Origin of the sequence: Streptomyces sp. CS113, assembly GCF_002188365.1 — a bacterium.
GTDB classification, from domain to species: Bacteria; Actinomycetota; Actinomycetes; order Streptomycetales; family Streptomycetaceae; genus Streptomyces; species Streptomyces tendae.
Genome location: NZ_KZ195574.1, coordinates 2,025,959 through 2,040,009 on the forward strand (window position 1 = coordinate 2,025,959; position 14,051 = coordinate 2,040,009).

General features: G+C 69.4%; 7 protein-coding genes. 3 read left to right on the top strand and 4 right to left on the bottom strand.

Annotation, left to right across the window (positions count from 1 at the left end):
- Positions 1-153: 153 nt before the first annotated feature.
- The 3 genes from B9W62_RS08805 (at position 154) to B9W62_RS08815 (ending at position 5,081) form a co-directional block, all read left to right on the top strand.
- Positions 154-1,440: a ribonuclease D gene (locus B9W62_RS08805; RefSeq protein WP_179235401.1), complete on the top strand. Its 1,287-nt coding sequence runs from the start codon at positions 154-156 to the stop codon at positions 1,438-1,440.
- 297 nt (positions 1,441-1,737) lie between these two features.
- The gene (locus B9W62_RS08810) at positions 1,738-2,955 is read left to right on the top strand and encodes a thiolase family protein (RefSeq protein ID WP_087806642.1); all 1,218 of its coding nucleotides are present in this window, start codon (positions 1,738-1,740) and stop codon (positions 2,953-2,955) included.
- Positions 2,952-5,081: a 3-hydroxyacyl-CoA dehydrogenase NAD-binding domain-containing protein gene (locus B9W62_RS08815; protein WP_087806643.1), complete on the top strand. Its 2,130-nt coding sequence runs from the start codon at positions 2,952-2,954 to the stop codon at positions 5,079-5,081. Before B9W62_RS08810 ends, B9W62_RS08815 begins: the two co-directional genes overlap by 4 nt.
- 76 nt (positions 5,082-5,157) lie before the next feature.
- Here B9W62_RS08815 and B9W62_RS08820 read toward each other — a convergent pair whose 3' ends face one another.
- The 4 genes from B9W62_RS08820 to B9W62_RS08835 are packed head-to-tail and all read right to left on the bottom strand — an operon-like array spanning position 5,158 to position 13,987.
- Positions 5,158-7,899 (bottom strand): bifunctional glycosyltransferase/CDP-glycerol:glycerophosphate glycerophosphotransferase, encoded by a 2,742-nt coding sequence (locus B9W62_RS08820; protein WP_179235402.1) that lies wholly within the window; start codon positions 7,897-7,899, stop codon positions 5,158-5,160.
- Positions 7,900-7,949: 50 nt separating this feature from the next.
- Complete coding sequence (locus B9W62_RS08825; RefSeq protein WP_087806645.1) at positions 7,950-9,425, bottom strand: glycosyltransferase family 2 protein; 1,476 nt, start codon at positions 9,423-9,425, stop codon at positions 7,950-7,952.
- A 21-nt stretch (positions 9,426-9,446) separates the two neighbouring features.
- On the bottom strand, positions 9,447-12,200 hold the full coding sequence (locus B9W62_RS08830; protein WP_087806646.1) for a bifunctional glycosyltransferase/CDP-glycerol:glycerophosphate glycerophosphotransferase: 2,754 nt from the start codon (positions 12,198-12,200) through the stop codon (positions 9,447-9,449).
- The gene (locus B9W62_RS08835) at positions 12,197-13,987 is read right to left on the bottom strand and encodes a stealth family protein (RefSeq protein WP_256976243.1); all 1,791 of its coding nucleotides are present in this window, start codon (positions 13,985-13,987) and stop codon (positions 12,197-12,199) included. The genes B9W62_RS08830 and B9W62_RS08835 overlap by 4 nt, the downstream gene beginning before the upstream one ends.
- Positions 13,988-14,051: the final 64 nt, after the last annotated feature.

A 14,051-nucleotide genomic window follows, 5' to 3' on the forward strand; every position in this document is an offset into this window, starting at 1 on the left:
CCCCTTCTCCCCCCACCTCCCCCTTCTCCCTCCCTCCCCACCGACGCTCGTGAAGCGGATCTTTCACTGACCTGACTGGTTTACGACCCCCCGGAGCCCGCCGACGGAACGTTCCGTCGGCGGGCTCGGTCGATCCACCGATACCCTTGACAGGTGACCGACGCCCACGAAACCGCAGCAGACCGTCCACTGCGAACCACCGGAGGCGCCCCTCCGGACGACGCCGGATCTTCTGTGAGTCAGGCGCCGATCCCCTTGCTCGAACCGCGCGAGGGCATTCCGCCGGTGATCGCCGACGCGGACGCCCTCGCCGAGGTGACCGCCGCCTTCGCCGCCGGGAGCGGCCCCGTCGCCGTCGACGCCGAGCGCGCCTCCGGGTACCGCTACGGCCAGCGCGCCTACTTGGTGCAGCTGCGCCGTGCGGGCGCGGGCTCCGCGCTGATCGACCCGGTGGCCTGTCCCGACCTCTCCGGTCTCGGCGCGGCGATCGCCGACGCGGAATGGGTGCTGCACGCCGCCACCCAGGACCTGCCGTGCCTGCGGGAAATAGGGATGCTGCCCACCCGCATCTTCGACACCGAGCTGGCCGGGCGGCTCGCCGGGTTCCCGCGCGTCGGCCTCGGCGCGATGGTGGAGAACGTCCTCGGCTTCGTCCTGGAGAAGGGTCACTCGGCCGTCGACTGGTCGACGCGCCCGCTGCCCGAGCCCTGGCTGCGCTACGCCGCGCTCGACGTCGAGCTGCTGGTCGACCTGCGCGACGCCCTGGAGAAGGAGCTGGACCGGCAGGGCAAGCTGGAGTGGGCCCGGCAGGAGTTCCACGCGATCGCGTCGGCCCCGCCGCCCGAGCCGCGCAAGGACCCGTGGCGGCGTACGTCCGGCATGCACAAGGTGCGCAGGCGCCGTCAGCTCGCCGTGGTGCGGGAGCTGTGGCAGGCCCGGGACCGGATCGCGCAGCGCCGGGACGTCTCCCCCGGCAAGGTGCTCGGGGACGCGGCCATCGTCGAGGCCGCGCTCGCGCTGCCGGCCAACGCGCACGCACTGGCCGCGCTGCACGGGTTCGGGCGGGTGAACCGCCGGCAGCTGGAGCAGTGGCAGCAGTCGGTCGACCGGGCCAGGGCGCTGTCCGAGTCGCAGCTGCCGCAGCCCGGCCAGCCGGTCACCGGCCCTCCGCCGCCGCGGGCCTGGGCCGACAAGGACCCGGCCGCCGCGGCCCGGCTGACCGCGGCGCGCGCGGCGGTGACGGCGCTGGCCGAGCGGCTGGGCATGCCCCAGGAGAACCTGATCACGCCGGACACGGTGCGCCGGGTCTGCTGGGAACCGCCCGCGGTCGCCGACGCCGAGTCCGTGGGCGCGGCGCTGGCCGGACACGGGGCCCGGCCCTGGCAGGTGGAGCAGGTGACACCGGTGCTGGTGGCGGCGCTGAGCCAGGACGCGGCGTAGCGGGAAGGACGGATTCCGGCCAAGGTCGCGGCGCGGTCCGGGGGCGCCCGGGGTGCTCCCTGGGGCGGTCGCCGCAGCGGGCGCCCGGGTGACCGGGTGACCGGGTCCTCCGGTGGGGTATCGGCTGCTCCGGTGGTGTATCGGCTCCTCCGGTGGTGTGACGGACGGTGTGACCTTCGCCGCTCCCGCCGGGGGGACTGGGCAGCTACGTTACTCATAAGTAGCATGGGGCCTGAGCGCGCGCTCAGTGCATGCGTGCCGCAGCAGTGCCATCCCGCACCCTGGAGGAGAGCCATCGTGCCTCGTACCGTCAGGGACGTCGTCTTCGTCGACGGCGTCCGCACCCCGTTCGGCAAGGCGGGCCCGAAGGGCATCTACCACGAGACCCGCGCCGACGACCTGGTCGTGAAGGCGATCCGGGAGCTGCTGCGCCGCAACCCCGGTCTCGACCCCAAGAAGATCGACGAGGTCGCCGTCGCCGCGACCACGCAGATCGGCGACCAGGGCCTGACCATCGGCCGCACCGCCGGCATCCTGGCGGGCCTGCCCACCTCGGTCCCGGGCTACTCCATCGACCGCATGTGCGCGGGCGCCCTGACCGCCGTCACCACGGTGGCCGGCTCGGTCGCCTTCGGGGCGTACGACGTCGCGATCGCGGGCGGTGTCGAGCACATGGGCCGCCACCCGATGGGCGAGGGCGTCGACCCGAACCCGCGGTTCGTCAGCGAGAAGCTGGTCGACGAGTCGGCCCTGTTCATGGGCATGACCGCGGAGAACCTGCACGACCGCTACCCGTCGATCACCAAGCAGCGCGCCGACGAGTACGCGGTGCGCTCGCAGGAGAAGGCCGCCAAGGCGTACGCCAACGGCCAGATCCAGGCCGACCTGGTGCCGATCTCGGTGCGCCGCACCAACGAAGAGGCGGGTGAGACGGGCTGGGGCCTGGTCACCGCCGACGAGCCGATGCGTCCGGGCACCACGCTGGAGAACCTGGCGGGCCTGAAGACGCCGTTCCGCGTGCACGGCCGGGTCACCGCGGGCAACGCGGCCGGTCTGAACGACGGCGCGACCGCCTCCCTCATCGCGAGCGAGGACTTCGCCCGCGAGAACGACCTGCCGGTCAAGATGCGCCTGGTCGCGTACTCCTTCGCGGGCGTCGAGCCGGAGGTCATGGGCTACGGCCCGATCCCGGCCACCGAGAAGGCACTCGCGCAGGCGGGCCTGTCGATCTCCGACATCGGCCTGTTCGAGATCAACGAGGCCTTCGCCGTCCAGGTCCTCGCGTTCCTGGAGCACTACGGCATCGCCGACGACGACGCGCGCGTCAACCAGTACGGCGGCGCCATCGCCTTCGGCCACCCGCTGGCCTCGTCGGGCGTCCGCCTGATGACGCAGCTGGCCCGTCAGTTCGAGGAACAGCCGAACGTCCGCTACGGCCTGACGACCATGTGCGTCGGCTTCGGCATGGGCGCCACGGTCATCTGGGAGAACCCGCACTTCGAGGGGGACAAGTGAGCACCACCGCAGAGCTGCTGAAGGGTGCGGCCGAGCTGTTCCCCGGCGAGGTCGTCACCAGCGCCCATGTGCGCCACTTCGACCTTCCCCTGGGTGTCGGGCGCTTCGCGCTCATCACCCTGGACAACGGCCACGACCACACCAAGCCGACCACGCTCGGCCCGCAGTCGCTGGCGAACATCGACGCCGCGCTCGACCAGGTCGAGAAGGAGGCCGCGGACGGCGACATCGTCGGCGTCGGCGTCACCGGCAAGCCGTTCATCTTCGCGGTCGGCGCCGACCTCAAGGGCGTCGAGCTGCTGAAGCGGCACGAGGACGCGCTGGCCATCGGCAAGGGCGGCCACGACGTCCTCAAGCGCCTGGCGAACCTCGCGGTGCCGTCCTTCGCGTACTACAACGGCGCGGCCATGGGCGGCGGCGTGGAGATCGGCCTGCACTGCACCTACCGCACGGTGTCGGCGGCCCTCCCGGCCTTCTCGCTCCCCGAGGTCTTCCTCGGCCTGGTCCCCGGCTGGGGCGGCTGCACGCTGCTGCCGAACCTGATCGGCGCCGACAAGGCCGTCTCGGTGATCATCGAGAACAGCCTCAACCAGAACAAGCAGCTCAAGGGCAAGCAGGTCTTCGAACTCGGCATCGCGGACGCGATCTTCGAGGGCGCGGACTTCCTGGAGCAGTCGCTGCTGTGGACGGCGTCCGTCCTCAAGGGCGAGATCACCGTCGAGCGTCCGCTGATCGACCGCGGCGAGGCCTGGGACCAGGCGGTCGCGCGCGGCCGGTTCATCGCGGACGGCAAGGTGCACGGCGCCGCCCCGGCCGCCTACCGCGCCCTGGACATCATCGCCACCGCCAAGAACGGCGACCTCCAGCAGGGCTACGACGCCGAGGACCAGGCACTCGCCGACCTCATCATGGGCGGCGAACTGCGCTCCGGCATCTACGCCTTCAACCTGGTGCAGAAGCGCGGCAAGCGCCCCGCGGGCGCCCCGGACAAGTCGCTGGCCCGCCCGGTGACGAAGGTGGGCGTCGTGGGCGCCGGCCTGATGGCCAGCCAGCTCGCGCTGCTCTTCCTGCGCCGCCTGGAGGTCCCGGTCGTCCTGACCGACATCGACCAGGAGCGCGTCGACAAGGGTGTGGGCTACGTCCACGCCGAGATCGACAAGCTGCTCGGCAAGGGCCGTGTCAACCAGGACAAGGCGAACCGCCTCAAGGCCCTGGTCACCGGTGTGCTGGACAAGGCCGAGGGCTTCGCGGACGCGGACTTCGTCATCGAGGCCGTGTTCGAGGAGATGGGCGTCAAGCAGAAGGTCTTCGCCGAGGTCGAGGCGGTGGCCCCGGCGCACGCGATCCTCGCGACGAACACCTCCTCCCTCTCCGTCTCGGAGATGGCGTCGAAGCTCAAGCACCCCGAGCGGGTCGTCGGCTTCCACTTCTTCAACCCGGTCGCGATCCTCCCGCTGCTGGAGATCGTCCGCGGCGAGCAGACCGACGAGGCCTCGCTGGCCACGGCGTTCGGCGTCGCCAAGAAGCTGAAGAAGACCGCGGTCCTGGTCAAGGACGCCCCGGCGTTCGTCGTCAACCGCATCCTGACCCGCTTCATGGGCGAGATCCAGAACGTCATCGACGAGGGCACCCCGGTGCCGGTGGCGGAGAAGGCGGTGGAGCCGCTCGGCCTGCCGATGTCCCCGCTGGTCCTCCTGGAGCTGGTCGGCCCGGCCATCGGCCTGCACGTCTCGGAGACCCTCAACCGGGCCTTCCCCGAGCGCTTCACGGTCTCCCCGAACCTGAAGGCGGTCGTCGAGGCGGGCAAGCGCGGCTTCTACGTCTACGACAGCGGCAAGCCCGAGCTGGACCCGGAGGTCGCCGCGCTGCTGAAGCAGGGCGACACCGTCCTGACCGAGGAGCAGGTCCGCGACCGCGTCCTGTCCGCCGTGGCCCAGGAGATCGGCCTCATGCTCGACGAGGGCGTCGTCGCCGAGGCCCAGGACATCGACCTCTGCCTGATCACCGGCGCCGGCTGGCCCTTCCACCTGGGCGGCATCACGCCGTACCTGGACCGCGAGGGCGTCTCGGAGCGGGTGACCGGGAAGCGGTTCCTGGCGCAGGGCGTGGCGAGCGTTCCGGCCTAGACACGTCGCTCGCAGGCTGAGAGGGGCCCCCGCCCGAGGCGGGGGCCCTTCGCGTTCGCGCGCCGGTGCGCCGGACCTACCCGTTCGACGCCGCGAGTTCGGCGATCGCGGCCGTCGCGCGGGCGCAGTTGTCGCGGTCCGCGAAGGCGAAGAAGGAGCGCGCCCGGTAGTCGTACTCCGGCTCGCGGACGCACCCGTTGCTGAGGTACCGGATCACTTCGGTCACCACGTCCTCGACGTTTCCGCACACCGGGCCGAATCCGTCGTAGGCGGCTTCGAAATACCCCTTCCTGGCGTGCTTCGCCCAGTACTCGTCCGGGTCGAACCGGGCGTAGACGAGCGGCGTGCCGAGGTAGGCCATGTCGAAGTGGACCGAGGACCAGTCGGTGATGAACAGCTCGCACTGGCGCAGCGCCGTCTGCACGCTGACCTTCGTCTGGTCCAGGCGCTGCACCCGGGGGTGGTCCGGCACCACTCCGTCGATCATGTTCCGCATCTCGTAGTGCGGAAGGAAGTCGAGGACGTAGTCGTAGTGTTCCAGCGCCTCCATCAGTTTCGGGTGGCGGAGCAGCTGCACCATGAACTCGCGGTAGGTCGACTCCCGGAAGATCTCGTCCACCGCGTTCTGGTCGGCACCGTCCTGCTGGAGGTAGGACGGGATCGTCAAGTACTTGCGCCAGGTGGGCATCAGCAGGACACGCCTGCGGCCGCGGTCCGGCTGGAGGGCGTCGAAGCGCGGGAAGCCCAGTGCCTTGGCCTGGTCGCCGTAGTGCATGTGCTCGGAGAAGTACTGGGCTTCCCGGTCACTGGTCGCGAAGACCAGGTCCACGCCGGTCCGGTTCCGGTGCAGCGCCTTGCTGCCGTCCTCGTCCGTGACTCCGTGCTGGAGGAAGACCCGCCGGGCTCCGATGCGCCAGTTGAGGTGCTTGAGGTACTTCGTGCGGTCCCAGCCGTCGGGGAGCATGTACGAATCGATGTCGTAGGCGTTGATGAGCAGGGAAGCGTGCAGCATGAGGAGCTTGTGCTTCCATGAGCTGTGCGCCACCACGTTCCCCATGCGCTTCAGCTTGGCCCGGTCGGCGCTGCCCTTCTCGATGATGTAGTAGGCCTTGCGGCGGCGCTCGTGCTTACGCAGGTAGGTGAACAGGTGCAGGCTGTTGTCCTGCGCGGTGTCCCGGCGCTCGCCGATCAGCCAGATCTCCTTGCGGCGGTAGAAACGGAGCGTGGCCCGCCGGATGGCGCGGGCGCGCCAGAAGGGTGCCTTGCGCTTCTTCTGGTCCTGGTCCAGTCCCTCCAGGAAGTCCTCCCAGTCCTTGTCCCCGTCCCGGCCCCGCGCCTCCCGTACCACCAGTACGGCGTTGTCCTTGCCCTTCGACAGCGGGAGGACCCAGCGGTCCGCGACCTTCATCGGCCGGGCGCTGCGCAACATCGCCGTGGTGGTCATGCACGGGCGCGAGACATCTCGGCCGGAGGTGCAGAAGACCAGCTTCAGCGGGAATTCGCCGTCCTTGAGCGCGCCTGCCGGGACGACCGCCTCGAAGCCGCCCCAGGCGAGGTCGTCACGCGTGGCCACGAGGTCGCTGCGCCAGACCTGCTGGGCGGGCACCATCTGACCGCTCTTCTCCACCCACAGCTGCAGTCGGTTGCGCATCGGGCGGCCCATCGGGAGACCGTTGAGGACGAACCGTCCGGCGACCAGGACTCCGCCGGACTCCGGGTCCGCCTGGATCCGTTCCACGTGCACGCTGGTGGCGGAGATCTTCGTGAGCGGAAGCAGTGCGCTCGGCACCGCCACGTCGAGGTAGAGGTCCCCGCCTCGTCCGTACACACCGCTGATCGCCTGGTCCGGGCGGGCGAAGAGCTCGTACCAGTTCATGTACATCGCGAGGAACGGCACCCGGTGGCGGGCGTCGTGGGTGGAGGCCAGGACCGCGTCGGGTGTCACCAGTGTGTAGACGGCACGGGCGCGCTGGAAGAGCTGGTACAGCTCCTCCTCGGACAGTACCTGCGGCGCGCGCAGGGCGAACCCCTGGTAGCTGCGCACCAGGAACCGGTTGAGGACCTCCTGCCGGTGGCCGGAGAGGCGGGAGCGGAGGGTCATCAGGTACTCCTCCAGGAGGAGGTGGTCCCAGTAGTTCGCCGTGCGCTCCCACAGCTTGTCCATCGTGGAGTCCTCGGCCGCGCGCTTGCGGTACTTGTACACCGTGGCCGGCACCATCGCGATGCGATCCGCGAGCAGCATGGCGGGCACCGAGAAGAAGGCGTCCTCGAAGTGCACGCCTTCACGGAACCGGATGTTGTTGGCGCGGATGAACTCGATGTCGAAGAGTTTGTGGCAGGCACTTCCACCGTGGATCATCTCCGGGATGTTCTCGATTCCGGGATGCACCTGCACCTGCTTGCCGAAGTAGCGCAGCCAGGGCCAGTTGGTCTCCTCCGGAAAGGTCTCCATCCGTCCGATGGTGAGCGGCACCCGCTCCTTGACCGCTGTCCGCCACATGGTTTCCAGGGCGTCGTCGGGCAGTACGTCGTCGGAGTCGCAGAAGGTGATGTAGCGGGCGCTGACCAGGTCCATGCCCGCGTTTCTGGCCCCACCGGCCTTTCCCTCCGCATGCACGAACGCCCACACGTTGGGGTGCCGCGCTGCGAACTCCGCCGCGATCGCGGGCGAGCTGTCGCTGCTGCCGTTGTCGACCAGGACCACCTGGCAGCGGTCGAAGATCGTCTGGCGGGCCAGCGAGTCCAGGCACTCCGGGAGGTATCTCTCCACGTTGAAGATGGGGACGACGACGGCGACGGCGTAGAGGGGATCGAACACGAATGACTCCTGTTTTCTGACGAATACCCCATTTCTGGAGCGGGCGTTGGTCAGTGCTGGCTGGACTCGACGACCAGGTGGGCGGTGCCGCCCTCGGCGGTGATCCGCGCGAGGCCGTGGAATCCGTTGCCGGGCGGATGCTGGGTCAGGGCCGGGGAGACGGCACAAGGGCGCGAAACGTCCCTGCCCCGGGTGCACACCACCAGACGCACGGGGAAGGAGCCGGCGGGGAACTGCCGGGGGTCGACGGCGACGCTGAAGGCCGCCCCCGCCTGATCCGGCCGGTCGTGGGAGTGCCCATGGTTCACCGCCTGGAGGGTCTTGCCGCTGCGTTCGAACCAGACCTGCAGTTCCAGCTTGGCCAGCAGTTCGTCGGGGATCCCGTTGACCGAGAAGCGGCCGTGGATCACCGCCGTCCCGCCGTCGCCCGCGGAGACACCCTCGATCCGGGCTGGGACCGACGTGACCTTCGTCAGCGGCAGCCCCCACGACGTGCCCGGGTAGTCGACGTAGAGGTCCCCTTCACGACCGAAGACCGGTCCGAGGACCGACGCCGGACGGTAGAAGAGGTCGAAGTCCCCGAAGTGCAGTGCCAGATACGGGAGCCGGTGCCTGGTGTCGTGCGTGCTGCGCGCGAACTGCTCGGACGTGATCCCCCAGTAGAGCGTGCGGCAGCGCTCGAAGAGCTGTCGGCAGTCGGCTTCCCCGAAGACGCGGGGCGCCCTCAGCAGGAAGCCCTGCATGCTGCGGACCAGAAACCGTTCCAGCGTCTCCTGCTGGTACGGCGTGAGTGTCTGACGCATGGCCGCGAGGTACTCCAGCATCACCAACTGGTCGGCGTAGTTCTGCGGAAGGTCCCAGATGGTGTCCATGACGGAGGTGCCGTCACCGCGCCTGCGGTACTCGTAGACGGGAGCGTCGACCAGCGCGATGCGCTCCGACAGCAGCAGCGCGGGCAGCGAGACGTAGGCGTCCTCGAAGGCGGTGCCGGTACCGAACCGGATGCCCTGTGAGCGCAGCAGATCGAGGTCGAAGATCTTGTTCCAGCAGGACGCCGAGTGGATCAGGTCGGGAATGTCGACGATACTGCTCACCGTCTTGACGTTCTTGCCGAAGTACTTGTGCCACGGCGCCTTGACCGGCTTCGGAACGTGCTTCTCCCGCCCCACGACGACCGTGGCCCTGGTCTTGACGATGGTGTTCCGGAGCACTTCCAAGGACCGCTCGGGCACGATGTCGTCGGCGTCCCAGAAGACGATGTACGGCGTTGTGGCCATGTCCATGCCCATGTTGCGCGCGTCCCCGGCCCGGCCCTCGGGCTGGGAGACCAGGTCGACGTTGGCGTGCCGGCCGGCGAACTCGCCGGCGATCGCCACCGACTGGTCGGTGCTGCCGTTGTCGACGAGGATCACATGGGCGCGCGCCAAGGCTGTCTGCGCGGCCACCGACTCCAGAAACGCGCCGAAGTAGTCCTGGACGTCGCGGAACGGCACGACGACCGTCACGTCACGGTTGGCTTGGGACATATTTCCTCCTGGAACACCACATCAATGCTTCGCACCCCGAACGAGGCTGTCGATCGCTTCCGAGGCCCTCACATTGTTCTGCTGGTCCCGGTACTCGAAGAATTTCTCCGCCCGCCGCAGGTACTCGGGCTCCCGCGCACAATCCGCCCACATGTAGCGCACCACTTCGGCGACGGTCTCTTCGACGGTTTCACACACCGGTCCGAATCCGTCCCGGCGGGCGTCGAAGTATCCCTTCTGGTAATGCCCGTCCCAGTATTCATGGGCATCGAACTGCGCATAGACCAATGGCGTGCCCAGGTATGCGACGTCGAACGCGGTCGACGACCAGTCCGTGATGAAGAGATCGCAACGCCGCATGGCCTCCTGCACGCTGATCTCGTTCTGGTCGAGTATCCGGATCCGCTTCCGGTCCGGCACCATGTCCCCGACCATCGCGCGCATTTCGTAGTGCGGCAGGAATTCCAGGGTGTAGTCGTACCGGTCGAGGGCGGACAGCAAGTCCGGGTTGTTCAGGAAGCGGACCATGAAGTCCCGGTAGCCGGAGGCCAGGAACCGGTCGCGCGCCGCCTGTCGCGCCTCGCGGCCACCGCCGTCACGGCTGTACGAGGCGACGGTCAGATAGGCGCGCCACGTCGGCATGAACAGGATCGTGCGGCTGCCGCGGCCGGGGGTCAGCGCGTCGAAGCGGGGGAAACCGCTGACCGACACCTGTCCCTCGTAGCCGAGTTCCCGCGACAGGAACCGCCCCTCGTCGCGGCTCACCGCGAGGATGAGATCGACCCCCGTGCGGTTGCGGTGCAGGCCCTTGCTGACGTCCTTGTCCGTCACTCCGTGCTGCAGGAAGACCCGGCGGGCGCCCACGCGCCAGTTCAGGTGCTTGAGGTAGCGGGTCCGGTCCCAGCCGTCGGGCAGCATGTACGTGTCGATGTCGTAGGCGTTGACCAGCACCGCCGCGTGCAGCATCAGCAGCTTGTGCTTCCAGGAACTGTGCGCGACGACGTGTCCGAGCCCGGCCAGGTGGGCGCGGTCCGGGCTGCCGGCCCGGATCACGTAGTACGCCCCGCGCCGCTTTCCGGCGGTGCGCACGTGGCGGAACAGATGCCAGCCGTTGTCCTGCGCGGTGTCGCCCCGCTCACCGAACAACCAGACGTCCCGTCCCAGGAGCAGTGGCTTCAGCGGCTTCGTGAGCAGCCGGAGCAGGCGCTGCTTCCAGAAGGGCCGTCGGCGCAGTACGTGTTTGGCGTCCTTGGCGAGGAGACCCCCCAGCACGCTGCGTCCGCCGAGTCGGCGGCCCGTCCCGAGGACCATCAGGATCGCCCGGTTCTTCCCCTTCCAGTGCGGCACCACCCGTGTCCCGCCGTGTTCGACGAGGCGTGCCCCGCGCAGGTAGCCCGCGGCGACCAGACACGGGGTGACCGCCTGGCCACCCTCGGCGTCGACGGCGAACTCCAGGTCGTGGACGCCCTGGCGCAGGGCGGCGAGGGGCAGGTCCGCGGTGAAGCCGCCCCATTCGGTGTCCGGTCGCGTGTTCCTCATGTCCCGTCGGCGGACCTGGATGGCGGGCACGCTGAGACGGCTCCCGCGTACCCGCAGGCTCAGGTGGCCGTCCAGCGGCCGGACCATGGGCATGCCGCCCACGTCGAACCGCCCGGAGAGCCTCAGCACTCCGGTGCCCGGCACCTGTCGGACGTGCTCGAGGTGGGCGGTGAAAGGGGTGGCCCGTGCCAACGGGGCCAGCCGGTCCGGAACGTGTCCGAGGAGATGGGCGCTGCCGTCGTACACGGAGAGCTTGCCCAGTCGGGACGCCCGGTCCGCGAAGAGCGCGAAGTCCCCGGTGGCGAAGGCGAGGTAGGCCACGCGGTGGCGGGCGTCGGCGGTGGCCCTGAGGATCAGGTCCGGCTCGACGTCCTGGTAGACCGCACGGCACCGCGAGTAGATGTCCTCCAGTTCGGCCCCCTGGAAGAGGTCGGGCGCCCGGAGCGCGAAGCCCTGGTAGCTGCGGACCAGGAAGAGGTCGAGGACGGCCCGCGAGAGGTGGGGCAGGCCCGCGCCCATCCGGTGCAGGTACTCCACCAACTGCAGGTGGTCCCAGTAGTTCTGCCGCCGCGTCCAGATGGCGTCCATGGTCGAGTTGCCCGCGGCGCGCTTGCGGTACTGGTAGACACACCGGTCGACCAGGGCGAGGCGGGTCGCGAGAACGAGCGCGGCCACGCCGACGTAGGCGTCCTCGAAGTGGACGCCTTCCGCGAAACGGATGCCGTGGGAGCGCAGGTAGGCGAGGTCGAAGAGTTTGTTGCAGGCGCTGGCGCTGTGCACCAGTTCGGGCATCTCCGCCACGCCGGCGAACGTCCGGTCGCCCTTGCCGAAATACCCCTTCCAGGCCCAGTTGGTCGGCTTGGGGAATGTCTCCATCATCCCCACCACCACCTGGGCGCCGGTCGTGGTGGCAGCCTCCAGCATGCTTTCCAGAGCGGTGGGCGGCAGGATGTCGTCGGAGTCGCAGAAGGTGATGCGAGCGCCGGTCGCCCGGTCCATCCCGAGGTTGCGCGCCGCTCCGGCACCCCCGCCGCGGCGCACCAGCACCGTGGTGTTGGCGTGCCGGCGGGCGAACTCGGCGCAGAGCCGGTAGGAGCCGTCCGTGCTGCCGTTGTCGACGAGCAGGACCTCGCAGCGCTCGAACACCGTCTGCGCGGCGATGGAATCCAGACATTCCTGGAGATACTGCTCCACGTTGTACACCGGCACGACCAGCGTGACGTCATAGGCGTTCATGCGCGGTGGGTCTCACTCGCAGGCTCGATGGCGTTCTTGCGGTCCGCCACTTCATAGGGGCTGGGCACCGGGAAGTAGGCCGCGAGGAAACGTTCCAGCATGATCCGCTGAGCTTCCGGGTCAGCCGCTTCCACCGTGTCGTTGAGGCAGAAGGTGTCCATGTTCCGGTTGGCGAGCAGCGTGTTGAGGCGCCGCTCGGCGAGATCCGCCGAGAGGTCGATGTACCGGTAGTGGATCTCCCCTACCGTGGCCCGCGCCGAGTGGTACGCGAAGTAGTGGTGCAGCGAGGAGGCGATCGGCACGTCGTCGGGCGAGCGGAAGCGTGCATGCTGAGTGGCGGCGTGCTCCTGGACGAAGGTCTCCTCGATCTCCTGCAGCACACTCCTGCGCAGCGCGTGCGGGGTGTGCTTCATCTTCTGGGAAATGGCGGTCCCGAATTTCTGCGCGATGAGCCAACGGCTGTTCTTCCCGGCGGCGTTGACCGGGAGGTCGTCCGGGGAGGCGGCACCTCCCGGTATCAACGCGGGCGAGGTGAAGAACTTGGTGATGCCGTTCGGGTGGAAGAAGGTCGCGGGCGTGACCGGCCGGCCGAAGAACACGTCGTCGTTCAGGTAGAGGAAGCACTCCGAAAGACCCGGGATGTGGTGCAGTTGGCTCTCGATGGCGTGCGAGTTGAACGTCGGCAGGGCGGTGGCCTCGGAGAAGATCTCCCGGTGGTCCACCACCCGGAGGTTCGCGTGCTGCGTCTGGAGCCAGGACGGCACCTGGCCCGCCGTCACGAGGTAGATGTTGCGTACCCAGGGCGCGTTCTGGTGGAGCGACCGCAGTGAGTACCGCAGTTCGTCACGGCTGGTGAACCGCGAGTCGTTCGCCGCCTGCTCGTGCAGACCGCCCGCGGACAACCCCCGGCGCGCACGGTCGCGCGACGACCGCCAGACCGGGTCCGAGTCGTCCACCCAGGTGTACACGACGTCGATGGGGAACTGGTGGTCCTCGGGAAGCGGCACGGCGAACTCGGCCAGCGTCCGGGCCTTCCCGGTCCGGTACGCCGGAGGTATGGGGCTGAAGAGGCTCTGCGGCGCGGACTTGCGCGCGGCGCTCACCGGCACCGCGTCGATGACCCGGTTCGGCCGCGGAGCGTGCAGCTCCCCGTCCCGCTCCGTCCACATCTCGATGTCGCATCCGCTGGCCGCGCCGAAGACCAGCTGCTGGGTCGGGTCGCACACGTACCAGGCGACTCTCAGCACCCTGTGGTTGCGCAGCTGCCGCCAGGAACGCTCCTCGTCACCGGGCTCCATGCGGGCCTCGCCGCCGGCGGTGGGTCCCACGTAGCCCGGGGCCTGGTCGAAGGCAAGCCGGAGCATCTCCTCCACCAGCGGGCGGGTGGCGGCGCGGACGGCGACGGCGGGCAGCCCGCTGTTCGTACCGCGCACGCAGAAGTAGTCGATGCCCGCCGCCTCCAGGACGGAGACCACGATGTTGAGGTTGCGCGCCCGCGCGGCCCAGTCCGTCGCCCCCTCGACCAGCAGCGCGCGCATGTGGCGACGGCCCACCCGGACGATTCGCCGGGAGTGGGCGGGGCTGTGCCGGGGGGCGTTGCGCTTGCCCCCCATCGCCCAGACCACCGCGGCCGAGCGTACGGAGTCGGCAGCGGTGAGCGAGGACTTCACCGCCTTGCGGACGGGGGTCGGCACCCCGCGGACGATGCGCCGTCTCGCGCCGGTCGGGACCGCAGACCGGTACGCCGAGACCAGCGCTCCGGCTTCAGGGTTGTCCGAGCCACCCACGAGGCATCCACCATCCGTACCCAGCAGCTCTGCCCTCCCAAGGGCATCCACACCTCGCCGTGTG